General features: G+C 68.7%; 25 protein-coding genes and 2 tRNA genes. 12 read left to right on the top strand and 15 right to left on the bottom strand.

Annotation, left to right across the window (positions count from 1 at the left end):
- Nucleotides 1–56: 56 nt before the first annotated feature.
- Both HUJ41_RS00705 and HUJ41_RS00700 read left to right on the top strand, forming a co-directional pair.
- Nucleotides 57–779 (top strand): DUF4386 domain-containing protein, encoded by a 723-nt coding sequence (locus HUJ41_RS00705; protein WP_179872927.1) that lies wholly within the window; start codon nt 57–59, stop codon nt 777–779.
- A gap of 104 nt (nt 780–883) precedes the next feature.
- Nucleotides 884–2,515, top strand: a complete 1,632-nt coding sequence (locus HUJ41_RS00700) for a sensor histidine kinase (RefSeq protein WP_179872926.1) — start codon at nt 884–886, stop codon at nt 2,513–2,515.
- A gap of 16 nt (nt 2,516–2,531) precedes the next feature.
- Here the strand turns inward: HUJ41_RS00700 and HUJ41_RS00695 are convergent, their stop codons facing one another.
- The 6 genes from HUJ41_RS00695 to serS all read right to left on the bottom strand — a co-directional run bounded on the left by HUJ41_RS00695 (nt 2,532) and on the right by serS (nt 6,613).
- Entirely contained in the window at nt 2,532–2,909 is a 378-nt protein-coding gene (locus HUJ41_RS00695; protein WP_246299272.1) for a DUF4260 family protein, read from the bottom strand.
- Nucleotides 2,910–2,949: 40 nt separating this feature from the next.
- A tRNA-Ser gene (locus HUJ41_RS00690) sits at nt 2,950–3,039 on the bottom strand.
- A 51-nt stretch (nt 3,040–3,090) separates the two neighbouring features.
- Nucleotides 3,091–4,353 (bottom strand): LCP family protein, encoded by a 1,263-nt coding sequence (locus HUJ41_RS00685; protein ID WP_179872924.1) that lies wholly within the window; start codon nt 4,351–4,353, stop codon nt 3,091–3,093.
- A gap of 64 nt (nt 4,354–4,417) precedes the next feature.
- Nucleotides 4,418–4,502: transfer RNA gene (locus tag HUJ41_RS00680), tRNA-Ser, on the bottom strand.
- Nucleotides 4,503–4,535: 33 nt separating this feature from the next.
- The gene (locus HUJ41_RS00675; protein WP_179872923.1) at nt 4,536–5,351 is read right to left on the bottom strand and encodes an HAD family hydrolase; all 816 of its coding nucleotides are present in this window, start codon (nt 5,349–5,351) and stop codon (nt 4,536–4,538) included.
- Nucleotides 5,348–6,613 carry a serine--tRNA ligase gene (serS, locus tag HUJ41_RS00670; protein ID WP_179872922.1) on the bottom strand — a complete coding sequence of 422 codons (1,266 nt, stop codon included), beginning with the start codon at nt 6,611–6,613 and terminating at the stop codon, nt 5,348–5,350. Before serS ends, HUJ41_RS00675 begins: the two co-directional genes overlap by 4 nt.
- 73 nt (nt 6,614–6,686) lie before the next feature.
- Here serS and HUJ41_RS00665 point away from each other — a divergent pair, with 73 nt between their 5' ends.
- Nucleotides 6,687–7,706, top strand: coding sequence for a diacylglycerol/lipid kinase family protein (locus HUJ41_RS00665; RefSeq protein ID WP_179872921.1), 1,020 nt, complete (start codon nt 6,687–6,689; stop codon nt 7,704–7,706).
- On the opposite strand, the gene pheA is transcribed toward HUJ41_RS00665, so the two are convergent.
- A complete protein-coding gene (gene pheA / locus HUJ41_RS00660) occupies nt 7,703–8,653 on the bottom strand; it encodes a prephenate dehydratase (protein WP_152582590.1) in 951 nt (316 codons plus the stop codon). The genes HUJ41_RS00665 and pheA overlap by 4 nt on opposite strands.
- A gap of 89 nt (nt 8,654–8,742) precedes the next feature.
- On the opposite strand from pheA, the gene pgm reads away from it, so the two are divergent.
- Together pgm and HUJ41_RS00650 are read left to right on the top strand one after the other, a co-directional pair.
- A complete protein-coding gene (gene pgm, locus HUJ41_RS00655; RefSeq protein WP_152582589.1) occupies nt 8,743–10,368 on the top strand; it encodes a phosphoglucomutase (alpha-D-glucose-1,6-bisphosphate-dependent) in 1,626 nt (541 codons plus the stop codon).
- Entirely contained in the window at nt 10,365–11,537 is a 1,173-nt protein-coding gene (locus tag HUJ41_RS00650) for a MalY/PatB family protein (RefSeq protein WP_246299271.1), read from the top strand. The genes pgm and HUJ41_RS00650 overlap by 4 nt, the downstream gene beginning before the upstream one ends.
- Before the next feature lie 30 nt (nt 11,538–11,567).
- Here HUJ41_RS00650 and HUJ41_RS12820 read toward each other — a convergent pair whose 3' ends face one another.
- Nucleotides 11,568–12,341, bottom strand: a complete 774-nt coding sequence (locus HUJ41_RS12820; RefSeq protein WP_179872920.1) for a M15 family metallopeptidase — start codon at nt 12,339–12,341, stop codon at nt 11,568–11,570.
- Between the two features lie 244 nt (nt 12,342–12,585).
- Between HUJ41_RS12820 and HUJ41_RS00640 the strand changes: the two genes are divergently transcribed.
- The 5 genes from HUJ41_RS00640 (at nt 12,586) to HUJ41_RS00620 (ending at nt 18,492) form a co-directional block, all read left to right on the top strand.
- Nucleotides 12,586–13,887, top strand: a complete 1,302-nt coding sequence (locus HUJ41_RS00640; RefSeq protein WP_152582587.1) for an ABC transporter substrate-binding protein — start codon at nt 12,586–12,588, stop codon at nt 13,885–13,887.
- A 128-nt stretch (nt 13,888–14,015) separates the two neighbouring features.
- Entirely contained in the window at nt 14,016–15,053 is a 1,038-nt protein-coding gene (locus HUJ41_RS00635) for a carbohydrate ABC transporter permease (RefSeq protein WP_179872919.1), read from the top strand.
- Nucleotides 15,054–15,076: 23 nt separating this feature from the next.
- Nucleotides 15,077–15,973: a carbohydrate ABC transporter permease gene (locus HUJ41_RS00630; RefSeq protein ID WP_152582618.1), complete on the top strand. Its 897-nt coding sequence runs from the start codon at nt 15,077–15,079 to the stop codon at nt 15,971–15,973.
- The gene (locus HUJ41_RS00625; RefSeq protein WP_179872918.1) at nt 15,973–17,394 is read left to right on the top strand and encodes a glycoside hydrolase family 1 protein; all 1,422 of its coding nucleotides are present in this window, start codon (nt 15,973–15,975) and stop codon (nt 17,392–17,394) included. The genes HUJ41_RS00630 and HUJ41_RS00625 overlap by 1 nt, the downstream gene beginning before the upstream one ends.
- Nucleotides 17,395–17,460: 66 nt before the next feature.
- Nucleotides 17,461–18,492: a LacI family DNA-binding transcriptional regulator gene (locus HUJ41_RS00620; RefSeq protein ID WP_179872917.1), complete on the top strand. Its 1,032-nt coding sequence runs from the start codon at nt 17,461–17,463 to the stop codon at nt 18,490–18,492.
- A 40-nt stretch (nt 18,493–18,532) separates the two neighbouring features.
- Here the strand turns inward: HUJ41_RS00620 and HUJ41_RS00615 are convergent, their stop codons facing one another.
- Entirely contained in the window at nt 18,533–19,189 is a 657-nt protein-coding gene (locus HUJ41_RS00615) for a PIN domain-containing protein (RefSeq protein ID WP_179872916.1), read from the bottom strand.
- 9 nt (nt 19,190–19,198) lie between these two features.
- The gene (locus HUJ41_RS00610) at nt 19,199–19,627 is read right to left on the bottom strand and encodes a helix-turn-helix domain-containing protein (protein ID WP_179872915.1); all 429 of its coding nucleotides are present in this window, start codon (nt 19,625–19,627) and stop codon (nt 19,199–19,201) included.
- Between the two features lie 230 nt (nt 19,628–19,857).
- On the opposite strand from HUJ41_RS00610, the gene HUJ41_RS00605 reads away from it, so the two are divergent.
- The gene (locus HUJ41_RS00605) at nt 19,858–20,145 is read left to right on the top strand and encodes a GNAT family N-acetyltransferase (RefSeq protein ID WP_179872914.1); all 288 of its coding nucleotides are present in this window, start codon (nt 19,858–19,860) and stop codon (nt 20,143–20,145) included.
- Between the two features lie 204 nt (nt 20,146–20,349).
- On the opposite strand, the gene HUJ41_RS00600 is transcribed toward HUJ41_RS00605, so the two are convergent.
- Together HUJ41_RS00600 and HUJ41_RS00595 are read right to left on the bottom strand one after the other, a co-directional pair.
- The gene (locus HUJ41_RS00600) at nt 20,350–21,906 is read right to left on the bottom strand and encodes an IS1182 family transposase (RefSeq protein WP_179871905.1); all 1,557 of its coding nucleotides are present in this window, start codon (nt 21,904–21,906) and stop codon (nt 20,350–20,352) included.
- Between the two features lie 73 nt (nt 21,907–21,979).
- Nucleotides 21,980–22,282, bottom strand: coding sequence for a hypothetical protein (locus tag HUJ41_RS00595; RefSeq protein ID WP_179872913.1), 303 nt, complete (start codon nt 22,280–22,282; stop codon nt 21,980–21,982).
- 77 nt (nt 22,283–22,359) lie between these two features.
- On the opposite strand from HUJ41_RS00595, the gene HUJ41_RS00590 reads away from it, so the two are divergent.
- A complete protein-coding gene (locus HUJ41_RS00590) occupies nt 22,360–22,632 on the top strand; it encodes a YkvA family protein (RefSeq protein WP_218925619.1) in 273 nt (90 codons plus the stop codon).
- 36 nt (nt 22,633–22,668) lie between these two features.
- Here the strand turns inward: HUJ41_RS00590 and HUJ41_RS00585 are convergent, their stop codons facing one another.
- Genes HUJ41_RS00585 through lplAB form a run of 3 tightly spaced genes read right to left on the bottom strand, consistent with a single transcriptional unit; the run spans nt 22,669 to nt 25,537 of the window.
- Nucleotides 22,669–23,454: a heme ABC transporter ATP-binding protein gene (locus HUJ41_RS00585; protein ID WP_152582581.1), complete on the bottom strand. Its 786-nt coding sequence runs from the start codon at nt 23,452–23,454 to the stop codon at nt 22,669–22,671.
- Nucleotides 23,451–24,509 (bottom strand): FecCD family ABC transporter permease, encoded by a 1,059-nt coding sequence (locus HUJ41_RS00580; protein WP_179873806.1) that lies wholly within the window; start codon nt 24,507–24,509, stop codon nt 23,451–23,453. Before HUJ41_RS00580 ends, HUJ41_RS00585 begins: the two co-directional genes overlap by 4 nt.
- The gene (gene lplAB, locus HUJ41_RS00575; protein WP_179873805.1) at nt 24,488–25,537 is read right to left on the bottom strand and encodes a lipoate-protein ligase LplAB; all 1,050 of its coding nucleotides are present in this window, start codon (nt 25,535–25,537) and stop codon (nt 24,488–24,490) included. Before lplAB ends, HUJ41_RS00580 begins: the two co-directional genes overlap by 22 nt.
- Nucleotides 25,538–25,551: the final 14 nt, after the last annotated feature.

Genomic DNA, 25,551 nt, shown 5'->3' with positions numbered 1-25,551 from the left:
CCTGCACCACCCCAACCCTGAGAAGTCACCCACCCCATAGAAAAGGAGAACACCCCATGTCCACGCACACCGATAGCTCTCGTCGCACCGCGGCACGCGTAGCCGGGATCGGCTACATCGCACTCTTCGTCCTGGCGATCTTCGCCAACTTCGTCGTCAAGCAAGGCATCATCGACCCAGCCGACGCCGAGGCCACGGTTGCCGCGATCCGTGAGCAGGAGACGCTGTTCCGCGTCGGCCTTGCCGCCTTCATCGTCGTCTTCCTCATCGACGTCCCCGTCGCCTGGGGGCTCTACGTGCTCTTCGCCCCCGCTGGGCGCACGCGGTCGCTGCTGGTCGCGTGGTTCCGCATCGTGTACACGGTCTTCCTCGGCGTCGGCGCCGTCTTCATGTTCCTCGGGCTCGAGATCGCCACGGGATCGACCTCCCTGGGCGCTGACGTCGCCCTTCTCATGCTCGCGGCCTTCGACTTCACCTGGTACGTGGGGCTCATCGCCTTCGGCCTGCACCTCATGCTGCTGGGAGGTCTGATCATTCGATCCCGCATCGCCCCGCGCCTCATCGGAGTCATCCTGGCCGTCGCCGGGGCCACGTACGCGCTCGACACACTCGCGCACGTCCTCGTCTCCGACTACGCGGCCATCGCCGACGTCATGCTGGCCATCGTCGCCATCCCCTCAATCGTCGCCGAACTGACCTTCACGGTGTGGCTGCTGCGTGCCGGTCGCCGGTCGAGCCCCGTCACCCGAGAGGAGACTGCCGTTCCCGCGCGGGTGTAGGGCAGAAACCGTCCTGGCCGTGGACGAAACGTGTCGCCCTCGGCCAGGATGGTGACCCTAGGCATGACCAGCACGTGACGAGAATCCTGAAGCGAGCGCAACCGGTGCGGACGTTAACCCTGTTCCCTCATCCGTTCGACCCGCGCACTGCCGTGCTCATCACCCAGTGGCTGTTCCTCGCCCTGCTCGTCGTGAGCCTGCTCGGCGTCGCGCTGATCGACGCCGAGGGCGTCGTCACCCTCGGTGCCCTCGCAGGGCTCGTCCTCATCCTCGCGATCACCGTCGTCATGACGATCGCGCGACCCGCTCTCACCCCCACGACGGCGCTCTTCTACGTCGTCCCCGCCCTCGACTGCCTTGCGATCGCGATCCTCCGGGTCGACGCGGATGGCGCGGCGTCGCTCTCGCCTCTGCTCGCGATCATCGTGCCGGCCACGTGGTTGGGCACGAGCGGCCGCGCGTGGAGCATCCTCGTGGCCTTCGCGCTGGGGGCGCTCACGATCGCGGGCGATCTCGTCCGCACTGCCACGGCGCCGCCCGGCGCCCTCGAGGCAGATCTCCCCGCACTCCTCATGGTTCCGATCATCGCGGCGGTCGCGAGCCTGTTCGGGTTCCAGCTCGTCGACGAGGCGGAAGTCGCCTCAAGCTCTGAGCGCGCGGCGCGGCGCACGCGCGACGCGATCGTCGACACGGTCGAGGTCGGCATGATCGTGCTCGACGGGAACGGTGCACCGGTGATCGTCAACCGCGCGTTACGCGAGCACCCCGTCGTGCGCGCGGAAGGGCCCGACCCGTACTCGGCGATCCGCTCCATCCCCTCCTTCGAGGCCGACGGCCGCACGCCGCACACTCCCGAGCGGGAGCCCCTTATGCAGGCGATGACCGAGGAGGGCATGACCGACGAACTGTTCTGGGCTAGGGCCCACGACGGTGTCACGACCGCAGCGTTCATCGCCAACTCTCGTCGCCTCGTCGACGAGCGAGGGCAGCTCGAGGGCACGGTCATGGTCTTCACCGACGTGACCGCCTACGTCGAGGCCGTGCGCTCACGCGACCGCCTCATCAGCAGCGTCTCGCACGAGCTGCGCACGCCACTCACCGTCATGAGGGGCTTTCTCGAGCTGGCGACCGAGTCCCACGCGAGCGGAGGGGACCGCCTCACCGAGTACCTCGAGGTGGTCGAGCGCAACCTGGTGCGCGAGTTCGCGATCGTCGACCAGCTCATCCTCGCAGCACAGGCCGACATGGAGCCGAGCTCGGCACAGCCCGCGGCGACCGAGCTCGACGCCGTCACGGCGAACGCACTCGAGACATTCCGGCATGAGGCGCAAGCCAAGTCGATCGAGTTGCACTGCAGCGCGCCCACGACGACGGCCCCACTCGACCCCCGGCTCTTCCGCCTCATCACCGAGGCTCTCATCGCGAACGCCGTGCGTTTCACACCCCTCCACGGGCACGTCGACGTGGGCGTCGACTACGACGCGGGCGACGGCACTGACGGGCTCGGGATCGTGCGCCTCACCGTGCGCGACTCCGGAATGGGTATCTCGGCCGCCGACATCGAGCGCATCTTCGACCCCTTCTTCCGCACCGAGGCCGCGATGCGCTCGGGAGCGCCTGGCGTCGGGCTCGGTCTGCCCATCCTCAAGCGCATTCTCGATGCGCACGACGGCACCATCCGCGTGCAGAGCGAGCTCGGCGGGGGGACGACGGTGACCGTCGAGCTGCCCGTGTGAGCCCGACGGGTCCGCGCTAGGTGCGCGGGCGGTCGCGCCCGATCCACCCGAGGTGGGTGTGCGTGAAAGCGTCCGGCCGCTTCAGCCCGTATCCGAGTGCCCGATCGACGGCCACATGGAAGGCACCGGCCAACGCTGCGAGACCGCAGATGGTCGACAGCTCGGGCGAGGATGCTGACATGAGAAGAGCGACAGCCCCGAGCACAGCCGGCCACGCGTAGTTGTGGACGCTGTTGTAGAGGGCGGCGCCCACTGACGGGGATCGCAGGTAGCCGAGCGCTGAGAGGTCGAAGAGCAGGAAGGCGGCGAGCGTGACCCACCACCACTCGGGGTAGATGACGACCGCGATGACGATCACGAGAACCCCCAGCAGGGCGCTCTCGATTCGTTGCACTCGTTCAGGGTTCATTGCGAGCCAGACGGACGGAGGAGAGCGGAGACGGAGGGATTTGAACCCTCGGTCCCCTCAAAGGGGACTCCACCTTAGCAGGGTGGTGCACTCGGCCGGACTATGCGACGTCTCCTGGCTGAAGCCTCCCCCACTATAGCCGCTCGTGGGTGAGGCTTCACACGGCCTAGTTGGCGACCGAGCAGGTGTAGTCAGCCGCGGTCTGACCCTTGACGCCCTCGAGAACCTCTGCAGGCTCCTCGTCCGCGAGTGGCGGGACCGTTGGTGCCGCCGAACCCGTCGGTGCGGGGGTCGTGGGCTCGGGTGCCGGGGCGTTGGGGTCCAGCGCTGAGCCGATGCCTGTCTCACCCTCCTGGAGTGCGAAAGACTCGTCATTGCGAATCTTCTCGAGCAAAGCGGACGCCTGCCACTCGATCGGCTGCACCTTGCCCGAGTACACCCCTGTGCCACCGGTCGTGCCGGGATACTGGACGAACGTGATGTTTTCCGTTGGGATGTCCTTGAGCACGAGAGCCATCGAGACCATCGTGTCGACGTTCGCGAGACTGCTCGACAGTTTCATCGAACTGGTCGCCACCGTCGCGAGCCCGTACAGCTTCGTCACATCGGTGAGGACGCCCTCCGACTGCACCTTGCGGATGAGCGACGAGAGGTACACCTGCTGCGAGCTGATCCGGCCGAGGTCGCTACCGTCCCCTACACCCTTGCGTGAGCGCAAGAAAGCCAGCGCCTGCCGACCCTCGAGACTGTAGGTGCCGGCCTCGGGAAGGTTCAATCCTGTGAACTCATCGTAGATGGGGCCATCAACACACACATCTACGCCACCCACGGCGGATGACATGCGAGCGACGCCGTCGAAGGAGATGATTCCGGCGTACGGGACGTCGAGGCCCGTGAGGGCCTCGACCGTCAGCACAACACAACTCAGGCCGCCGTACGACATCGCCACGTTGATGGGCTGCGCCGACATCGCGAAGTAGCTGCCGCCCTCCGGGTTCGGGCACGACGGAATCGGCACAACCATGTCACGAGGGATGCTGACCGCGACCGCCGACTGCTGGTCCTCGGCGACGTGCACGAGAATGTTGACGTCGTTGAGGACGGCGCCTCCGCGGTCGTCGCCGTCCGATTGGCCCTCGGCGTTGTCTACGCCGACGAGGAGCACGTTGAAACCGCCTTCCCACTCCCCGACAGTCGGGATGACGCGCTCCTCGCCTTCTGCCGTGACGAGCTCGACGACGTCGATGCTCTCATTGAGCTGATTCACCGCGATCGCCGCGACAGAGACCCCGCTCACCAGAACAACGGCCATCGTGCCGCCGAGGACGGCGAGAAGGGTCTTCCATGCACTGTGACGCTTGAGTCGGCCGTGGCGCACGGCCGCTGTCGGCAACGATCGACTCGCGCGATCACGAAGCTGCTCAGTCATGCGGTCTCCTCGTGCACAGGTTCAGGGTGCAAGCGTGCGGCCCGACGGGGCCGAGCGTCTCGAGCGGAGGGCGTGGGATTCGAACCCACGAGACATTTCTGCCCACTGGTTTTCAAGACCAGCTCCATCGGCCGCTCGGACAGCCCTCCTCGGTGGTCAGTGAGAAGAGTACCCGACCATGCCTATGCAGAGGCCTGGAGTGTCGCGAGCGCCTTCGCGAGGCCGTCCTCGATGTCGGTCGCGGTGACCTCGGAGGCGACGGCGACGACCTCCTCCGGGGCTTGCCCCATCGCGACACCGCGCCCCCCGCCGCGCGTCGCCCAGTCGAGCATCTCGATGTCGTTGCGGCCGTCACCCACGCACAGGACGCGGTCTCGGGGAATGCCATGAGCATCCCGCACTCGCTCGAGGGCGGTGGACTTGTTCACGCCGTCGGGCGCGATGTCGAGCCACGCCGTCCAGCCGACGTTGTAGCTCACCTGGTGCAGACCCATGAGCTCGACGGCGGCGAGGAACTCCTCCATCGCGTGCCCGGGAGAGATCACGACGACGCGGGTCGCGGGCTCGTGCGCGAGCTTCTCGAACGGCACCTCCTCGCTCACCGCGCCGAGAGCGCCGTCGGGGAAGGAGCCGTGGAAGCGGTACAGCCCCTCCTCGTTCTCGACGGCGTAGTTCGCGTGGGTCAGGTGGGGCCGGATGCGCTCGAGCACCGCCGAGGCATCGAATGTCTCGACATGGTGGCGCCGGTACCCGGTGGGGGCCTTCTCATCGCGACGCAGTGTGATCGCGCCGTTCGAGCACACGACGTACTCGGGCGCGATGCCGAGCCGGTCGAGGATGGGGAGCGTCATCGCCACCGAGCGGCCCGTGGCGAGCATGACCTCGTGCCCGTCATCGCGCACGCGCTGCACTTCGTCGCGCACTGCATCCGAGAGCGTGCCATCCTCGTGCAGAACCGTGCCGTCGATGTCGAGGGCCACCAGCCACTTTCTGCTCACGCGACGGGCTCCATCACCGAGAGACCGCCCAGGTAGGGGCGCAGTACCTCGGGTACGACGACCGAGCCGTCCGCCTGCTGGTGCGTCTCGAGGATCGCGACGAGCCAGCGCGTCGTCGCGAGCGTGCCGTTGAGGGTCGCGACCGGCGCGGTCTTGCCGCTCTCGGTGCGATACCGGGTGTCGAGTCGCCGCGCCTGGAAGGTCGTGCAGTTGCTCGTGCTCGTGAGCTCGCGGTAAGCATCCTGCGTCGGCACCCAGGCCTCCACATCGAACTTGCGCGCGGCACTCGAGCCGAGATCGCCGGCCGCGACGTCGATGACGCGATAGGGGAGGCCGAGTGAGCGCAGCATCCCCTCCTGGAGGGCAAGAAGAGCCTCGTGCTCGGCGACCGCGTCAGCCGGGTCGACGTAGCTGAACATCTCGAGCTTCTGGAACTGGTGCACGCGGATGATGCCGCGAGTGTCTTTGCCGTAGCTGCCCGCCTCGCGGCGGTAGCAGGTCGACCAGCCGGCGTAGCGCAGGGGGCCGCCGCTCAGGTCGAGGATCTCGTCGGCGTGATAGCCGGCGAGCGCCACCTCGCTCGTGCCCGTGAGGTAGAGGTCGTCGTCGCGCAAGCGGTAGACCTCGTCGGCGTGCTCGCCGAGGAAGCCCGTGCCCGACATGACCTCCGGTGTCACGAGCGTCGGGGTGATCATGGGGGTGAAGCCGGCCTCCAGTGCGCGGTCGAGCGCAAGGTTCATGATCGCGAGCTCGAGACGCGCACCGACGCCCTTGAGGAAGTAGAAGCGCGAGCCGGAGACCTTGACTCCGCGCTGCAGGTCGATCGCGTCGAGCAGCTCGCCGAGCTCGACGTGATCACGGGGCTCGAAGTCGAAGCGCGGTACCGTCCCCTCCTCGCGCAGCGTGATGAAGTCGGTTTCACCGCCCGCGGGCACACCGTCGAGGACGACGTTGGGGAGGCCGCCGACGACGCGGGCGAACTCCTCCTCGGCTGCGGTCACCTCGTGCTGGGCCTGCTTGACGCGCGCCGACAGCTCCTGGGCCTGGGCGACGAGCGCCGCCTTCTCCTCCTTGGGTGCCGCCGCGACCGTCTTGCCGACGGCGTTCTGCTCCGCGCGCAGGGACTCGAAGGCGGTGATCGCCTCGCGTCGTGCCTGATCGGCCGCGATCGCCTCGTCGACGAGGTCGACCGACGCCCGTCTGGCCTCCTGCGAGCGTCGCAGGGAATCCGGATTCTCGCGCAGCAGTTGGGGGTCGATCACGCCCCTAGTCTGTCACGCACCCCGGCTGGGAATCACGCGGCATCGCCCGTGCGACATGCTCTACTCTGACGCCATGGCCACTGCTGGCGCCTCCGCCGACCTTCCGCGTCTCGGCGTCGTCGTCAACCCGGTCAAGGTGGAGCTGAAGGAGCTGCGCCGCACGGTGGCGGCCGCGGAGAAGGACCACGGCTGGGCCGAGTCCCTCTGGCTCGAGACGAGCGTCGACGACCCAGGCCAGGGTGTCGCGCGCGACGCCGTCGAGGCTGGCGTGACCGCCGTGCTCGTCGCCGGCGGAGACGGCACCGTGCGGGCGGTCTCGGAGGGGCTCGTCGACTCGGGAATGCCCATGGTGCTCATGCCCGCGGGCACCGGCAATCTGCTCGCCCGCAACCTCGGCGTGAGCGTCAACCGCATGAAGGAGGCAGTCGGCACCGCGTTCACGGGCGAGGACCACGCGATCGATGCGGGGATCGCGGAGATCACGCGCGAGGGCGGCGAGACGGAAGCGCACGCCTTCGTGGTCATGATCGGCATCGGGCTCGACGCGAAGATGATCGCGGCGACGAATGCCGACCTCAAGAAGCGCGTCGGCTGGCTCGCCTACGTGGAAGCCATCGCGCGCATCTTCAAGGACGTCGACGCGGTGCGCCTGCGGTACACCCTCGACGGCTCCTCCCCCCGATCGACGAGCGCCCACACCGTGCTCATCGGCAACTGCGGTGCCCTCCCGGGCGGCGTGCTCATCCTCCCCGAGGCGAGGATCGACGACGGCCTGCTCGACGTCGTCGCCATGCGCCCGCGCAATCTCTGGGGCTGGATCCGCGTCGGCACCGCCCTCGTCTGGGAGAACGGGGTGCTGCACAAGTCCCGCGTCGGTCGGCGCATCATGGCCGCGGACAAGCGCGTGCGCGCCCTCCGCTACTTCCAAGGGCGCAGGATGACCCTCGGTTTCGACAAGCCCGAGGAGTTCGAGATCGACGGCGAGGAGATCGGCCTCGTGACGCACGTCGCCGTGCGGGTCGCTCCCGCCGCCCTCATCGTGCGCATCCCGAAGGGCGAGCGCGAGCGGCTCGGTGCCGCCGGGCAGTCCTAGGCTTCCGGTTCCCCCGAGAGGATGCTCCGCAACCAGTCGCGCGCATCCGCGAAGACCTCGTCGCCGTACTCCTGCACGAACTCGACCTGACGCTTGTCCGCCCGCGGGTACGAACCCAGGAAGATGACCTTGGGGCTGAAGCGTCGCAGCCCCAGAAGGGCGTCGGCGACCCGTTCGTCGTGGATGTGGCCGTCGAGGTCGATGACGAAGCGGTAGCGGCCGAGGGCGTCGCCGATGGGCCGCGACTCGAGCAGGCTCATGTTGACACCGCGCGTGGCGAACTGCTCGAGCATCTCGAGCAGCCGACCGGGCGCGTCGTCGGGAAGCTCCGCGATGATGCTCGTCTTGTCGGCGCCGGTGCGCTCGGGAATGGCGAGGCTGCGGCTCACGAGCGCGAAGCGCGTGACGGCGTTCGGGTTGTCGCCGATCTGCTCGGCGAGCACCTCGAGAGCGTGGTGGTCGGTGATGCCCGGCGGCGCGACCGCGGCCTGCGCGAGATCGTTCTCGAGCAGCCCCGCAGCGGCGGCGACGTTCGACGGCGCGGGGATGTGGCCGTGATCGGGCAGGGCCGACTCCAGGTAATGGCGGCATTGCGCGTAGGCGACGGGATGCGCCGAGACGACCCGCACATCCTCGAGGCGCACACCCGGTCGGGCGACGAGAACGAAGTTCACGGGCACGAGGTACTCGCCGATGATGCGCAGGCCTGGCACGGTCGCGAGGGCGTCCTGCGTGGCGCTCACCCCGCCCTCGACCGAGTTCTCGATCGCGATCATCGCGCCGACGCTGCGGCCCGCGGTCACGTCGTCGAGCGCCTCGCCGACATTGCTCACGCTGCGCCAGGTCGCACCCGCGGCCTCAGGCACCTGGCGCAGGGCCTCCCACGTGAACGTGCCGATCGGGCCCAGATAGGAGTACACCGGGGTCGCGTCGGGGGCGTCGCTCATGCTCGGCAGTCTATTGCCGAGCATCCCGCCCCTTGTGCCGCAGGGGTTCGGGTGTGGATGCTCGCAGGGCCCGGTGGTTGGATGGGCGCATGACCGAACGCGCCGGAACACCCGCCCGCCCGGACGACCTCGTCGACATCGACGCGCTGCTGGGGGCGTACGACGACCGCGTTCCCGACCTCGACGACCCGGCGCAGCGCGTCGTGTTCGGCACGAGCGGGCACCGCGGCTCGAGCCTCGACGGCGCCTTCACCGACACCCACATCGCCGCGATCACGCAGGCGATCGTCGAGTACCGCTCCGAGCAGGGCACGCGCGGGCCGATCTTCGTCGGCGCCGACACGCACGCGCTCTCCGCCCCTGCACAGCGGACGGCGCTCGAGGTGCTCGCGGCGAACGGCGTCACGGCCCTCGTCGACGCTCACAACGACTGGGTTCCCACCCCCGCGCTCAGCCACGCGATCCTGCGGGCGAATCGGGATGCTCCCACCGACGCACAGCGTGACGGCATCGTCATCACCCCCAGTCACAACCCGCCCCGCGACGGCGGCTTCAAGTACAACCCTCCCCACGGTGGGCCGGCGGATTCGGACGCGACGAGCTGGATCGCCCGCCGCGCCAACGAGCTCATCGCCGGAGGCAACCGTGACGTGCAGCGTCAGGTCGCCGTCGATGCGCAACCCTACGACTTCCGCGAGCACTACGTCGCGGACCTGGGCGACATCCTCGATCTCGACGCGGTGCGCGCGAGCGGCCTGCGCATCGGCGCCGACCCGCTCGGCGGTGCCGCGGTCAACTACTGGGCTCTCATCGCCGAGCGCTACGGTCTCGACCTCACGGTCGTGAACCCGACGGTCGACCCGCGGTGGGGCTTCATGACCCTCGACTGGGACGGCAAGATTCGCATGGACCCGTCGAGCCGCCACGCGATGGCGAGCGTGCTCGCCCACCGGCACGACTACGACCTTCTCACCGGCAACGACGCCGACGCCGACCGGCACGGCATCGTCACGCCCGACGGCGGTCTCATGAACCCCAACCACTATCTCGCCGTCGCGATCGAGTACCTCTACACCCACCGCCCCGGCTGGCGAGCCGATGCCGCGATCGGCAAGACCCTCGTCTCGAGCACGATGATCGACCGGGTCGCTGACGGCCTGGGGCGGCGCCTGTGGGAGGTGCCCGTGGGGTTCAAGTGGTTCGTGCCCGACCTCCTCGACGGCTCGGTCGCGTTCGGCGGCGAGGAGAGCGCTGGGGCGAGCTTCGTGCGCAAGGACGGCACGGTGTGGACGACCGACAAGGACGGCATTCTGCTCGCCCTCCTCGCGTCGGAGATCACCGCGGTCACCGGGCAGACCCCCTCGCAGATCTACGCGGACCTCACCGACCGCTACGGAGACCCCGCCTACGAACGAGTGGATGCTCCCGCCACCGCCGCGCAGAAGACCGCGCTCGGCTCGCTGCAGGGCGACGCGATCACGGCGGAAGAGCTCGCGGGCGACCCGATCACGGCGACGCTCTCGGAGGCGCCCGGCAACGGTGCGGCCATCGGCGGCCTCAAGGTGTCGACGCACCGGGCGTGGTTCGCGGCGCGGCCGAGCGGCACGGAGGACGTCTACAAGATCTACGCCGAGTCCTTCGGCGGCCCCGAGCACCTCGCGCAGGTGCAGCGCGAGGCGAAGGCGATCGTCGACGCCGCGCTGGGCGGCTCGTGAGCCGCGCCGAGCGCTTCGCCGCGTGGGATGCGATCACGCCGGAGCAGTTGAGTGCCCACGGCGGCATGAAGTGGTCGCTCTTCCCCGGCACGCTCGGCGCGTGGGTGGCCGAGTCGGACCTCGGCACGGCGCCCGCGGTCACGGCGGCGCTGCATGACGCGGTCGACCGCGGCGACCTCGGCTACCTGCCGCGGGGCGTCTCGAACGAGCTGTCGCGGGCGACCGCCGGATGGCTGGCCGAGGAGACCGGGTGGGATCCGACGCCGGAGCGCGTGCATCCCATCGCCGACGTCATCCAGGGCCTCGAGTACGCGATCAGGCACTACACGCGCCCCGGTTCTGCCGTCGTCGTGCCGACCCCGGCGTACATGCCCTTCCTGACCTTCCCGGCGACGCTCGGGCGGGAGGTCGTGGAGGTTCCGCACGCCGTCGACGAAGGCCGCCACACGCTCGACCTCGACGGGATCGACGCCGCGCTGGCCGCGGGCGCAGGTCTCGTGCTGCTGTGCAATCCGCTCAACCCGGGTGGCCGGGTGTTCGAGCGGCCGGAGCTCGAGGCGCTTGCGACCGTCGTCGACCGGCACGGCGCTCGCGTGTTCTCCGACGAGATCCATGCCCCGATCGTGTTCGGCGAGAGGCGCCACGTGCCGTACGCGAGCGTGAGCGACGTGACCGCCCGGCACACCGTCACCGCGATCTCGGCGTCGAAGGCGTGGAACCTGCCCGGTGTCAAGTGCGCGCAGTTCATCACGAGCAGCGACGCCGACGAGGCGATCTGGGAGAGCCTCGGGCCGCTCGGCAGCCACGGCGCGAGCACGCTCGGCGTCATCGCCAACACGGCAGCCTACGATCACGGTCGCGCGTGGCTCGCCGACGTCGTCGACTACATCGACGGCAACCTCGCCCTGCTCGGCGAACTGCTCGCCGACCGCCTGCCCGAGGTCGGCTACCGGCGGCCGGAGGGCACCTACATCGCGTGGCTCGACGTGAGCGCGCTCGGGCTCGGCGACACCCCGGCGGCGACCATTCGCGAGCGCGCTGCCGTATCCCTCACCGAGGGCACCGCGAGCGGGCGGGCCGGCGCTGGCCACGTGCGCATGATCCTCGCGACGCCTCGGCCGCTCGTCGAGCAGCTCGTCGCGGGCATCGCGCGCGCCGCCGGGCGCTGACGAGGCAGCCGACCTACTGAGGACGGAGGCTCAGCCCGCGTAAGTGGGCGCCGGGGGCAGCCCGAAGAACTCCTCGAGAGTTCGGATGCCCGTCTCATGCAGCTCGGTCGCCAGCTCGACGCCCACGTATCGGTAGTGCCACGGCTCGTACTCGTAGCCGGTGATGTCGGTGAGCCCCGCCGGGTAGCGCAGGTGGAAGCCGAACCGGTGCGCGTTGGCGGCGAGCCACTGACCGTGAGGCGTGTCGCCGAAGCACTGATCGAGCGGACACACCGACGGCACCGAGCTGATGTCGATCGACAGGCCCGTCTGATGCTCGCTGTGCCCTGGACGCGCGCTCGTGAGGTCGGCCGCGCTCTGCCCGAGGCTGTCGACCCAGCCCTGATAGATGCGCACCTGCGAGTCGTAGCTACGGTAGGAGCTCTGCGACTGCAGCTCGAGCCCCGCCTCCTCGCGCGCCGTCGCGAACATGTCGACGGCGGCATCCGCTGCTTCTGCACGCAAGTACGGCTCGTACACGTAGGGAATGTCGACGAATACGAGATCGCTCGGGGCGTAGCTCTGCGGCTGCAGCGGGCGCAGCTTGTTCGCGACGACCCACAGCGAGTTCGGGTCGTCGATCGAGCGCGCCTCGCGGTCGAAGGTGGGCGTCGGAGTCGGCGTGGGGGTGGGCGTCGGGGTCTCGCTCGGGGTCGCCGTGGGGGTGCTCGGCACGGGCAGCGGCCCTCGGTCGACGGCGCACCCCGCGAGTGCGAGCAGGGTCGCCGCTGTGAGGGCGATGAGGGAGGTGCCGCGTGCGTTCACGAGTCGAGCCTACCGGGCCGCGCACGCGAGCCCGAGGGTGGTCGGCGAGTGCGCGGGTGGGGGAAGAGCATCCCTCTGATCAGGGATTTCAGTTCGATCTGGAACTAGCGTTGACATTCCAGTCCGATGATGCGTACTGTGTGCCGAAGTGTGAGAGCGCTCTCACGGTCTCTGAATGAGAGCGCTCTCACGCTGAGAGATCCCCTCTCGATCCATTCACCCACACACGCACAAAGGAGTGACCGTGAGACTGTCACGACGCACCACAGCAGGCGCCGCCGTCGCGGGAGCCGCAGCCTTCGCGCTCGTCGCGAGCGGCTGCGCGACCGAAGCCAGCGAGCCCTCGGCCGACGAGCCCATCGAGCTCACCATCACGACCTTCGGCACCTTCGGGTACGAGGACCTGTACGAGGAGTACATGGACCTCAACCCCAACGTGACGATCGTCGCCAACAACATCGACACCGGTGGCAACGCCCGCACCGACACCTTCACGAAGCTCGCCGCCGGCAGCGGACTGAGCGACATCGTCGCCCTCGAGGAAGGCTGGCTCGGGTCGATCATGGAGGTCAGCGGCGAGTTCGTCGACCTGCGCGACTACGGCATCGAGGACCGCGCAGGCGACTGGGTCGACTGGAAGTACCAGCAGGCGACCGACCCGGACGGCCGCGTCATCGGCTACGGCACCGACATCGGACCGGAGGGCATCTGCTTCAACGGCCCGCTCTTCGAGGCCGCCGGCCTGCCGAGTGACCGCGAGGGCGTCGCCGAGCTGCTCGATGGCGGCTGGGACACCTTCTTCGAGGTCGGCCAGCAGTACGTCGACGCCACCGGCAAGGCCTGGTACGACCACTCGGGCTTCGTCTGGAACGCCATGGTGAACCAGCTGCCCGAGGGCTACTACACCTCGGATGGCGAGCTCAACGTCGACGGCAACGCCGAGCTCAAGGCGCGCTTCGACCAGCTCGCCGCCGCGACCGAGGGCGGCCAGTCGGCCGCGCAGGGCGCGTGGGACTGGAACGGCGGACAGTCGTTCGTCGACGGCACCTTCGCGACCTTCGTGTGCCCGGGCTGGATGCTCGGCGTCGTGCAGGGCAACACCGAAGCCGGTGGCGGCGACGCCTCGACCGGCTGGGACTTCGCTGACGTCTTCCCCGGCGGCGCGGCGAACTGGGGCGGCGCGTTCCTCGCCGTGCCCGAGACGAGCGACAAGAAGGAAGCCGCGGCGGCCCTCGCCTCGTGGCTGACCGAGCCCGAGCAGCAGATCACGCAGTTCGAGGCCGCGGGCACCTTCCCGAGCACCCTCGAGGCTCAGGCAGAGCTGGCCGCAAACCCCACGCCGAACGCGTTCTTCAATGACGCGCCGGTGGGCTCGATCCTCGCGGGTCGCGCCGAGGGCGTCGTCGCGCAGTTCAAGGGACCGGACGACTCACTGATCCAGGAGAACGTCTTCGGCCCGCCGCTGCAGGCGCTCGACCGCGGCGAGCTCGACGGCGAAGGCGCCTGGGCCGAGGCCCTGGCCCTGCTCGACGAGCTGGTCGGCTAGCACCACCACGGCGACGGGGGCCGTTCCCGACCCGAACGGAACGGCCCCCGTCGCGCACCTCCCTCCATCCCACTCCTCCCCGTATCGCGGCCGACACCGGCCTCGAGCGCCGGCGAAACGGAACCACCATGACGAGCACACTCGCGCGACCCGAGCAGGGCACGCCACCGGCCACCCCAGGCGCAGCGCCCCGCCGTCGCACGGGGCTCACCCTGGCCCGATTCGACCTCAAGGCCTCGCCGTACCTCTACATCGCCCCCTTCTTCGTGCTCTTCGCCGTCACGGGGCTCTTCCCCCTCATCTACACGCTCGTCGTCTCCCTGCACGACTGGCCGCTCCTGCAGGGGCAGGGCGACTTCGTCGGATTCGACAACTTCGCCGCCGTCCTCGGCGACCGCTTCTTCTGGAACTCGATCGGCAACACGCTGAGCATCTTCCTCATCTCGACCGTGCCCCAGCTCGCGATGGCGCTCGTGCTGGCAGCGATTCTCGACCAGCACCTCAAGGCCCGCACCTTCTGGCGCATGAGCGTGCTGCTGCCCTACGTCGTGACCCCCGTCGCCGTCGCCCTCATCTTCTCGAGCGTCTTCAGCGAGGACTCCGGTCTCGTCAACAACCTCATCGGCCTCGTCGGCATCGACCCGGTCGAGTGGAAGCACGACGTCTTCGCCAGCCATGTCGCGATCGCGACGATGGTCAACTGGCGCTGGACCGGCTACAACACCCTCATCCTGCTCGCGGCCATGCAGGCGGTGCCCCGCGACCTTCACGAGTCCGCGGCCATCGACGGAGCGGGAGCCTCCCGTCGGTTCTTCTCGATCACGATCCCGAGCATCCGGCCCACCGTGATCTTCGTCATCATCACGTCCACGATCGGCGGCCTGCAGATCTTCGCCGAGCCCCGCCTGTTCGACGTCTCGAACGCCGGTGGCATCGGCGGCGCCCAGCGACAGTTCCAGACCACGGTGCTCTACCTGTGGGAGATGGCGTTCTTCCGCCAGGACTTCGGGCGGGCCGCGGCCATCGCGTGGCTGCTCTTCCTGCTCATCGGCGCTCTCGGGCTCGTCAACTTCGGCATCTCCCGGCGCATCGCGAGCGTCGAAGGGAACCGCCTGAACCGTCGTGCGCGACGACAACTCGCCGCCCACCGGAGGGGAAACCGATGACCGCGCCCGCCCCCACCCCCGTCATGCCCGTGCGGCCCGCCGGTGCCGACGAGACCGAGGTCGAGCATCCCCGACCGCGCAGGCGCCGAGTCGGCGGCTCCGGCGTGGCCCTGCGCCCCGGCTTCCTCAGCTACGGCCTGCTGCTCGCCTGGGTCCTCGGCACCGCGTACCCCCTGTGGTGGTCCTTCGTCGTCGCGAGCGGCACCAACGCCACCCGTGGCGAGACGCTGCCGCTCATCCCCGGCGGGAACTTCCTCGCCAACGCCGCACGAGTGCTCGACGCCATTCCCTTCTGGCTCGCCCTCGGCAACTCGATCATCGTCTCCTCGATCATCACGATCTCCGTCGTGACGTTCTCGACCCTCGCGGGCTACGCCTTCGCGAAGCTGCGCTTCAAGGGTCGCGAGGGGCTGCTCGTGTTCGTCATCGCGACCATGGCGATTCCCACCCAGCTCGGCATCATCCCGCTCTTCATCGTCATGCGCGAGCTGGGGTGGACGGGCACGCTCGGCGCCGTCATCATCCCGACCCTCGTCACGGCGTTCGGGGTCTTCTTCATGAGGCAGTACCTCGTGGGCGTCATTCCCGACGAGCTCATCGAGGCGGCGAGGGTCGACGGCGCCAACCAGATCCGCACCTTCTTCACGGTCGCGGTGCCCGCCGCCCGACCCGCGATGGCGATCCTCGGCCTCTTCACGTTCATGATGGCGTGGACGGACTACCTGTGGCCTCTGATCGTGCTGAGCCCGCAGAACCCGACCCTGCAGACGGCTCTCGGCCAGCTGCAGTCCGGCTACTACGTCGACTACTCGATCGTGCTCGCCGGCGCCGTGCTCGCGACGCTGCCGCTGCTCATCCTCTTCATCGCCGCCGGTCGCCAGCTCATCTCGGGCATCATGCAGGGAGCGGTGAAGGGCTGATGGCGCCACGGAACCTCCCCCCGGGATTCCTGTGGGGGTCCGCCACCGCGGCCGCGCAGATCGAGGGCGCCGCGCACGAGGACGGCAAGGAGGACTCGATCTGGGATGCGTTCGCGCGCGTTCCCGGTGCCGTCGCGCGCGGCGATTCCCCCGCCGTCGCCGTCGACCACTACCACCGCATGCCCGACGACGTGGCCCTCATGCGCGAGCTCGGCCTCGACTCGTACCGCTTCTCGGTGAGCTGGGCGCGCGTCAAGCCGGGTGACCGCGAGCCGAATCGCGCCGGGCTCGCGTTCTACAGCCGCCTCGTCGACGAGCTGCTCGAGGCGGGCATCCTCCCCTGGCTGACCCTCTACCACTGGGACCTTCCCCAGGCCCTCGAGGAGAAGGGCGGCTGGGCGAACCGCGACACCGCCTACCGGTTCCGCGACTACGCCGCCCTCGTGCACGAGGTGCTCGGCGACCGCGTCACGCACTGGACGACGTTCAACGAGCCGCTGTGCTCCTCCCTCATCGGATACGCGGGCGGCGAGCACGCACCTGGCCGCAGCGAGCCGCGCGCCGCGCTTGCGGCCCTGCACCACCAGCACCTCGCGCACGGGCTCGCCACACGCGCGCTGCGCGAGCACGGAGCCCAGCAGCTCGGCATCACGCTCAACCTCACGAACGCGGTGCCGAACGACCCCGATGACCCCGTGGACCAGGACGCCGCGCGACGGCTCGACGCGATCTGGAACCGCGCCTTCCTCGAACCGCTCCTGCTCGGCGCCTACCCTGCCGACTTCGTCGAGGACGTGCGCGAGCACCACTTCGAGGGGCTCATCCGCGAAGGCGACCTCGAGACGATCGCGGCGCCGATCGATTTCCTGGGCGTGAATCATTACCACGACGACAACGTGAGCGGTCATCCCCTGCCTCCGGATGCTCCGCGCGTGCTGCGGCCCACCGACTACGCGCACGGCAACCCGTTCGTGGGCTCGGAGCACCTCACGTTCCCCCGCCGCGGCCTGCCCCGCACGGCCATGGACTGGGAGATCAACCCCGATGGCCTGCAGCAGCTGCTCGTGCGCCTCGGTCGCGAGTACCCGACCCTTCCGCCGCTCTACGTGACGGAGAACGGGTCGGCGTGGGACGACGTCGTCGAGCAAGACGGCTCGATCGACGACGAGCCCCGCGTCGAGTACCTGCTCGCCCACCTCGAGGCGGTCGCCGCCGCGATCGAGGATGGAGCCGACGTGCGCGGCTACTTCGTGTGGTCGCTGCTCGACAACTTCGAGTGGGCGTGGGGCTACGACAAGCGGTTCGGCATCGTGCACGTCGACTACGACACGCAGAAGCGCACGATCAAGCGCAGCGGTCGCGTGTACGCGCAGCTCATCAGCGAGGCGCGCGCCGCCACCACGGCGACCGCCGCGCCGTAGGATGGCGACACGCACCGACCCCGCCGACCCGAGGCGCACCGGCACGACCCCCATCGGAGCATCCTCATGAGCGACGACACGGCGACCGACGCCACCGCGATGGGCGCGCCGACCCTCGAGGAGGTCGCCGTTGTCGCGGGCGTCTCGCGCGCCACGGTGTCACGCGTCATCAACGATTCGCCGCGCGTGACTCCGGCGGCGATCGCGGCCGTCGAACGCGCGATCGCCGAGCTCGGGTACGTACCCAACCGCGCGGCCCGCATCCTCGCCTCGCGGCGCACGTTCGCGATCGCGCTCGTGATCCCCGAGAACACCGCCAAGTTCTTCGCCGACCCCTACTTCGCTCAAGTCATCCAGGGCGTCGCGCTCGAGCTGTCGAGCACGGCGTACACCCTGAGCCTGCTCATCGCGCCCGAGGCCGACGCCGAGAAGACCCGCAACTTCTTGCAGGCGGGCAACGTCGACGGCGCTCTCGTGCTCTCGCACCACTCCGACGACCGCTCGTACCTGGCGCTCGCCCGCACTCTCCCCGTCGTGTTCGGCGGTCGCCCGATGAGCGCAGAAGGCGGAGAGGGCTACTACGTGGACGTCGACAACGTCGCTGCCGCCCGACTCGCCACCGAGCACCTCGTCGCGAGCGGTCGCCGTCGGATCGCGACGATCGCGGGCCCCGCCGACATGGCCGCAGGCCTCGATCGTGTCGACGGTTGGCGCGCCGGGCTCGAGGCGGCAGGGCTCGAAGCCGATCTCGTGGAGCGCGGCGACTTCACACCCGCGGGCGGCGCCGATGCGATGCGGCGCATCCTCGATCGTGGCGTGCGCATCGATGGGCTGTTCGCGGCGAGTTCGCAGATGGCCTCGGGCGCCCTGAGCGTGCTGCGGGATGCTGGGCTCACGATTCCCGACGACGTCGCCATCACCTCCATCGACAACGACTACTTCGCCCAGAACGCCACCCCGCGACTCACGACCGTCGAGCAGCCCTCCGTGGAGGTGGGCCGCACGATGGCGCGCCTCATCGTCGACCGCATCGAGGGTCGCGCAGTCGCACAGGTCACGATCCTTCCGACGCAGCTCGTCGAGGGCGATAGCGCCTGAGAGCCAAAAGGGGCGCTACAGGTCAGGCTCGACTTCTCCGCTAGGCACCTAATCGCGACGAGGCCGCCAGATTCAACCTCTCGAATCTGCGCAACTTACGTCGCTGCACGCGCGGCATGGCTCCCGCGAGATCGACCAGGTGCAGTCGAACGCATTCGGCGAAGTGCGGACTGCCCGCGGCGATCAAGGCATCGACAAGCCCGCTGTTTCGCTCTCCATTCTTGTTGGCGTAGTAGCGCAACTGCGCGAGAGACGCCTCACGCACGTTTAGCGGTGCTGAGTCATTCACCAACACGAAGAAGTCGTCCGGATGATATGCCTCGTATTCCAGCTCGTCGGCATTGGGCTGGTTGAGCAGGCCATGGTCACAGGTCAGCAATATCTGGGCCTGGGCAGCGAGCGCAGCTGCATGCACGTGAAAGTCGTCGGGATCAGCACCCTGATACGCGACGGATCCGTCGAAATCATCCACCAGCTCATCGAAGACCTCGACGATCGCCGCTCGTATTCGCGTGATCTGCCCGCCGTCCCACCGAGGATTGTTGTCTCGCAACTTGGAGAGAGTTTCAGCGATCACGTCTTCGCTAGTGCACAGCAGGAACATTGAACGTGTCGAAACGCGCAGTTGAAACAGCCAGTATCGAAGGCACGCAGAATAGAGGACATCTGCATCGACGAATACTCGTTGCTGAATCACTTTCCAAGGCTAGTCGGGCAACACCTCTCGCAGCGCACGGATCGCGTCGACACGCGCGTCGTTGCGTCGATCGCGAAGTGCCACAACATCCTGAGCGAGAACCCGATGGTGTGTGCCGACGATCCGCGAACGGATGTCGCCAGCCTTGATGAGCTTCATGAACGTTGGTCGGGAAACCCCCAGTAGCTCTGCGGCCACAGTTGTCGTCAGTTCTTCCGGCATCGATCGAATGTGCATCGTCCCGCCGCGAGCAGCGCGCTCAATGACGTGGACGAGCAACCTTGATAGTGATTCCGGTACTTCGTAGTTGGTTCCGTTGATCACCACTTCAAGGTGACCAAGTCGGTCATCTTCAGCGGTCTCAACGAGTTCGATAGCCTCATCTCGAAGTTGATCGTCAACAATGATTGAGTCGTTAGACAGCGTTAGCGTTGTCACCGTTCTCATCTCTCTCGTGCCTTCAAGGCAAGCTTGAGTCGGTCGTCGCTCGTATTACCCGAGTACCACTAGGTTACACATGTATCCGCAACTCTGCGCGGCGTGTCCAGAACTCCGTATAGAGCTACGCGTAGAGAGTCTCGACGCGTACCAGCGAGCGGATTCATGCGTAGGCCCTGGTAAGACAGTGCCTGAGAGCACCTTCGACGCCTCTCGCTAGGGTGAGCGGCATGAGTCTCACCGTCACCCACGAGCCCGACGCCGACCGCTACGCCGCCTATGACGGCGACGAGCTGCAGGGCTGGATCATCTACGACAACGCCGGCGGCACCCTCCGCCTCCTCCACGCTGAAGTGCCGCCGCTCAAGCGCGGCCAGGGCGTCGGCGGGGCCGTCGTGCAGGCGATCCTGCAGGAGCTGCGGGAGACCACGAGTGAGCCCGTGAAGCCGATCTGCGGCTTCGTGGCGTCCTGGATGCGCCAGCACCCGGAGTACGCCGACCTCTCCTCGCGCGCCTGAGCACCGCCGCATCACGCCCTAGGAGACTGCTGAACAAGGGGTCTTGACCGTGGTCGGCTGGGCCGTGTCGGTTCTCTGGGCGGGCGTCGGTGGCTCGGTTCTTGGTCTGCCGTGCCAATAGTTGTCTGCCCGGAAGGCGGCGTTGCGGCACTGTTGGCGGGGGTTCCGCCGAGCTGCGACCGTGATTGGGCGCACTGGCTGGCTCTATCCGAGCGCCCAGTTCCCGTTGTGGAAGGTGAGGCCGAGGTTGAGAAGTCGTTTGAGGTTGATTCCGGCGGCGCGGGTGACCCACCAGGCGTTGTTCTTCGCGACGCCACGGAACGGCACGCGTCTGGCGTCGCGGGTGAGCCACGCGATTGAGCGTTCGACCATTGGCCGGTGTTGCCGGTAATCGGCTTGGAAGCCAGGATCCGCGGCTCGGGCCCGGTGTTCGCGTTTGATCCGGTCATGCGCAGTCACGGTCATCTTCCGTCCTCGCGCCGCCGTGGTGCATCGAAGCTTCAACGGACAGGAGGAGCAGACGCTGCCGAAGGTCACTGTTCCCTTGGCGGCGATCGGTCGGGTGACTCCGGCCGGGCAGGTCATCGTTCCCGCGGTGTCATCGACGGTGAAGTCATCGATGGTGAACCCGTCAGGAACCGCCCGGGCCAGCGGCATCGGCTTGATAATCGCGGTGTGACCGGCGGTTCCGATCTGGTCGAGCAGCTCACCGCTGCCGTAGGCCGAATCGGCCAGCACGTCGACCGGTTCCTCGCCGATGCTGGTATCGGCGGTGAGCAGCTCCGCCCCGCGGGCCGCGTCGCTGTTCGCCGCCCCGGACGCCTTCGTGAGGGCGGCAGCGGTGACCAGACCGGTGTCCGGCTCGATCACAACGTGGGCTTTGAAGCCGTCCTGCTTCTTCTCCCGCGACTTGTGCGCATGCCGGGTGTCCGGATCAACGGTTGAGATCATCCGCTCCGGGGCGACCTTCCGGGCGATCCGCCACCGCCCATCGGTGCCATCGGAATCCTCCGCCGGCTCAACGTCCTGCCCTGCGACCAGTGCCAGCAACGCCACCGTTTCCTGCTGCTTCTCGCTCAGTTCGACACCGTCGAGCTCCGCCAGCAGCGTCAACGCGTCGTTCACCAACGCTGAGACGAGCAGATCGCGGGCGGCCGGGTCATCCCAGGCAATGTCCGGCTTCCCAGGCGTGGAGTAGTCATGCCCGGGCAGGCCCGCGATGAGCTCCGCCGTTGCGGGGACCTCCCGCCCGACTCGGCGGATCTGCGCGATCAGCTGGGTCACCGTGTCCTGCCGGGCAACCGCATCGTCGAGGATCGTGGAATCGATCGCCCGTCGCCGTCGACCGGTCAACGCCCCCGACTGAGCGATGACCTCGGCCACGGCATCGAAGATGCGATGCGGCCGCTCACTGCCAGCCAGACGGCGCCGCCAATACGTCAACACCGACGGGTGGAACGCTGTCTGGGCCACCGCGAACCCACAGGCCGCTTTCCAGCGCAGATCAAACGTGACCGCCTCCGCAGTCTCCCGATCGGAGAGGTTATGAATCGTCTGCAACACCAACACCGACGCGATCACATCCGCCGGGATCGAGGGACGACCCCGCCCGGACGGGAACAGATCCGCGAACGCGTCATCCGGGAACAGTTGCCTCCGGTGAGCGGCCAGGAACGCGAACACCGACCCCCGCGGGAGCAAATGACCCGCCCAGGACTGAACATCCAACAGTTGACGCTGACCATCGTCACTACCCTGCATGAACCAAGTCTTAACCCGCAGCCCGGACCAGTCCGCAGGCGCGCCTTAAACCCCCGAATTGTTCAGCGGTCTCCTAGAGGCGTACGCTCCCCCGGTAACCGTCGCCGTCATCCGGATCACCCTCGAAGCGGATTCCGCCCGGGCCTTCGTCGCCCGGGATAGGTGCGGGTGCGGGTAGCATCGTCTGCCGGTCGAGCTCGATCTGCGCCTCGTGCCGCGTGGGGTTGAAGACCTCGTCGCCGATGCCCACAAGCCCTCCTCCTGATCCGCCCCTGCGCCCGTTGCTCCGGAAGTCGATCCACCCGCGGCGCTGGGCGAGCACGCCGACCGCGATCACCCCGATCACGATGAGCACCCACCCCCACCACTCGATCACCCGTCGAGCCTACCGACGGCAGCTCGCGGTCGGGCCCGCCGCCGCTGCGCGCGGTGATGCGCGACTACTCTGGTGCCATGAGCCGCACCCGCGCCATCATCTCCGCTGTCCTCGTCGGCCTCGGCGCCCTCGCCTACGGTGTCTCCCCCATCGACGTGATCCCCGAGATCCTCGTGGGTCCACTCGGTTTCGGGGACGACCTTGCGGTGCTCGCCGGGGCGGGCTTCGCCATCTGGAAGCTCCTCAGCGGGCGCGACCCGCGTCAGGCCGGGCCGCAGCCCGGCTCGCAGCCTCAGCAGAGTCCTCAGCCGCACTACGAGCAGAAGCCCCGCCCCGAGCAACAGGGCTGAGCCTGGTCGGCGCGGCTCTCAGTCCCAGCCCGAAGCTCAGTCGCGCAGCGGCAGCACGACCGGTCGCCCCGAGGCGCCGAGCCGGTGAATCCGCACCTCGAGCCCGTAGACGCGACTCACGCGCTCGGCCGTCATGACCTCGGCGGGCGTGCCGAGCGCGTCGAGCCGACCGCTGTCGAGGAGGGCGATGCGGTCGGCGTAGGCACCCGCGAGCGAGAGGTCGTGCACGACGACGACGACCGCTCGGCCCTGCGCGGCGAGGCCGCGCGCCACGCGCATGACCTCCTCCTGGTGACGCAGGTCGAGCGCCGCGGTCGGCTCGTCGAGGAAGACGATGTCGGTCGACTGCGCGAGCACGCGGGCGAGCGACACCCGGGCCTGCTCGCCGCCGCTGAGCGAGGTGAAGCGTCGGCCGAGCAGGTGCTCCACGTCGGCCGCTTCGACCGCACGGATGACCGCTTCGCGGTCGTCGTCGACCGTCGAGCCGCGCATCCAGGGATTGCGCCCCATCTGCACGATCTCGATGACGCGGAAAGGGAAGCTCACGGCGTTCGCCTGCGTGAGCACAGAGCGGAGCCGGGCCAGCTCGAGCGCACGGTAGTCGCCGATCGGCCGGCCCAGCAGCGTCACCTCTCCCTCGTTCGGGCTCGCGTCGCCGCTGAGCACCGAGAGCAGCGTCGACTTGCCGGCGCCGTTCGGACCCACGAGGGCGAGGATCTCACCCGCGCGCACATCCAGATCGATGCCGGTGAGGATGCCCCGCCCGTCGAGGCGCACGCTCACGCCGCGGGCCTCGATGAGGGCGGACCCCGGCGCGCTCATGCCCAGCCTCCGCTGCGGCGGCGCTGCCGCCACAGCAGGTAGAAGAAGAACGGGCCGCCGATGAGCGAGGTGAGCATGCCGATGGGCAGCTCGGCGCCCGCGACCATCGTGCGCGTGAGCAGGTCGGCGAGCACGAGCAGGGCTCCGCCGCCCACCGCGCTCGCGATGATGAGGCCGCGGTGCGCAGGCCCGATGATCATGCGGATGATGTGCGGCACGACGAGCCCCACGAAGGCGATGATGCCCGTGAAGGCGACGGCGACACCCGTCAGCAGCGCGACGAGCACGATCGAGACGAGGCGCAGTCGCTCGACGTTGACGCCGAGGTGACGCGCGTTGCGCTCGCCGAGCGCGAGCAGGTCGAGCCGCTGCGCCAGGAGGATCGCGGCGATCACGCCCGCGACGCCGACTCCGGCGACGATCGCCACCTGCGACCACAGGGAGCCGGCGATCGAGCCGAGCTGCCAGAAGACGATCTGCTCGCGGCTCGCCGTGTCGGCGACGAACAGCACGAAGGCGATGCCGGCCTGCGCGAAAGCGTTGATCGCGATGCCCGTCAGGAGCAGGGTGACGACCTCCGTACGCCCGCCGGCTCGCGAGACCACGTAGACGAGGAGCGTCGCGAGGAGTGCTCCGAGGAAGGCGAACACCGCGATGCCCGCACCGCCGAGCACGGAGGCCCCGAGCACGATCGCCGTCGCGGCCCCGAGCGCGGCACCGGAGGACACCCCGACGACGCCGGGCTCGGCGAGCGGGTTGCCGAAGATCGCCTGCATGACCGCGCCGGCGACGGCGAGCGCCGCCCCCACGAGCAGACCCATGAGGATGCGCGGGAAGCGCACGAACCACAGCGTCGACTCCACGATGGGGTCGGTGGGCGCCCACGCGGTGTCGAGGCCGACAGCACGCAGCAGCGAGCCAGCGACCTCGGTGGGCGTGATCGCGAGCTGCCCCGTGATCGCCGACAGCACGATGCCGCCGACGACGACGCCGGCGAGCAGGAGCGTGAGGCCGACGGCCCGGATGCGCGGGCTCACGGAACGCGCTGGATCCAGTCCTCCGTGGAGAACTTCTCCGCGACGAGCTTCTCCACGCGCTCCATCTCCTCCGGGGCGATCTCGCTGTCGGTGAGGCCGTTGAGCGAGCGGAACGTGCCCAGCAGGGTCTCGATGACCTCGTCCCGCGTCAGACCGGTCTGCGACTTGAGCGGGTCGACCCGCTTGTTGGCGCTCTTCACGCCCTTGTCGCTGAGCTTCTCCCGGCCGATGCGCAGCACCTCGGTCATGCGATCCGCGTCCATGTCGTACGCCATCGTGACGTGGTGCAGCACGGAGCCCGAGCCGAGCCGCTTCTGCGCCGCGCCGCCGATCTTGCCGGCCGAGCTCGCGATGTCGTTGAGCGGCACGTAGCGCGCATCGAGCCCGAGCTCGCGCAGGGCGACGATGACCCACTCGTCGAGGAACGCATAGGACTCCGCGAAGCTCATGCCGTTGACGAGCTCGCTCGGGGCGTAGAGAGAGTAGGTGATGGCCGACTGCGGCTCGATGAACATCGCCCCGCCGCCGGAGATGCGGCGCACGATCTCGAAGCCGTAGCGCTCGGCGTTGTCGCGATCGACCTCGTTGCTGACCGACTGGAACGAGCCGATGACGACCGCGGGGCTCTTCCACTCCCAGATGCGCAGGGTGGGCCCGCGCGAGCCGTCGCCCACGCACTCGGCGAGCACCTGGTCGAGCGCCATCTGCTGCAGGGGCGCGAGCGCGGGGCCGCGCAGCAGCTGCCAGTCGTAGTCGGCGAAGGTCGTCGCGCTCGACAGCGCGCGGCGGATCGTCGTCGCGACCGCTTCGGCGCTGAACCCGAGGAGGACGGCACCGTCGGGCAGAGCATCCTCGATTCTCGCCGTGAGGGTCTTCGCATCGGACGCCGCTGGCATACCGCGCACCGCCGCCTCGATCGCGGGGATCGTCTCGTCGGGCTCGACGAAGAAGTCGCCAGCGAGGCGGAACATGCCGATGCGGTCGTCGCTCACCGCGAGGTCGACGACGACGAGCTTGCCGCCGGGAACCTTGTACTCTGCGTGCAGTGCCTCACCGTGCA

Origin of the sequence: Microcella indica (genome assembly GCF_013414345.1) — a bacterium.
In the GTDB taxonomy this organism is placed as follows: domain Bacteria; phylum Actinomycetota; class Actinomycetes; order Actinomycetales; family Microbacteriaceae; genus Microcella; species Microcella indica.
The sequence above is the reverse complement of the archived record's forward strand: the minus strand, read 5'-3'. Positions and strand labels throughout refer to the sequence as shown.

Bases quoted from the DNA above. Each gene is read 5' to 3' on its own strand.
- HUJ41_RS00705 (WP_179872927.1), top strand. From the start codon at position 57: ATGTCCACGCACACCGATAGCTCTCGTCGCACCGCGGCACGCGTAGCC.
- HUJ41_RS00685 (WP_179872924.1), bottom strand. From the start codon at position 4,353: ATGACTGAGCAGCTTCGTGATCGCGCGAGTCGATCGTTGCCGACAGCG.
- HUJ41_RS00665 (WP_179872921.1), top strand. From the start codon at position 6,687: ATGGCCACTGCTGGCGCCTCCGCCGACCTTCCGCGTCTCGGCGTCGTC.
- pheA (WP_152582590.1), bottom strand. From the start codon at position 8,653: ATGAGCGACGCCCCCGACGCGACCCCGGTGTACTCCTATCTGGGCCCG.
- pgm (WP_152582589.1), top strand. From the start codon at position 8,743: ATGACCGAACGCGCCGGAACACCCGCCCGCCCGGACGACCTCGTCGAC.
- HUJ41_RS00635 (WP_179872919.1), top strand. From the start codon at position 14,016: ATGACGAGCACACTCGCGCGACCCGAGCAGGGCACGCCACCGGCCACC.
- HUJ41_RS00630 (WP_152582618.1), top strand. From the start codon at position 15,077: ATGCCCGTGCGGCCCGCCGGTGCCGACGAGACCGAGGTCGAGCATCCC.
- HUJ41_RS00625 (WP_179872918.1), top strand. From the start codon at position 15,973: ATGGCGCCACGGAACCTCCCCCCGGGATTCCTGTGGGGGTCCGCCACC.
- HUJ41_RS00620 (WP_179872917.1), top strand. From the start codon at position 17,461: ATGAGCGACGACACGGCGACCGACGCCACCGCGATGGGCGCGCCGACC.
- HUJ41_RS00605 (WP_179872914.1), top strand. From the start codon at position 19,858: ATGAGTCTCACCGTCACCCACGAGCCCGACGCCGACCGCTACGCCGCC.
- HUJ41_RS00600 (WP_179871905.1), bottom strand. From the start codon at position 21,906: ATGCAGGGTAGTGACGATGGTCAGCGTCAACTGTTGGATGTTCAGTCC.
- HUJ41_RS00590 (WP_218925619.1), top strand. From the start codon at position 22,360: ATGAGCCGCACCCGCGCCATCATCTCCGCTGTCCTCGTCGGCCTCGGC.
- HUJ41_RS00585 (WP_152582581.1), bottom strand. From the start codon at position 23,454: ATGAGCGCGCCGGGGTCCGCCCTCATCGAGGCCCGCGGCGTGAGCGTG.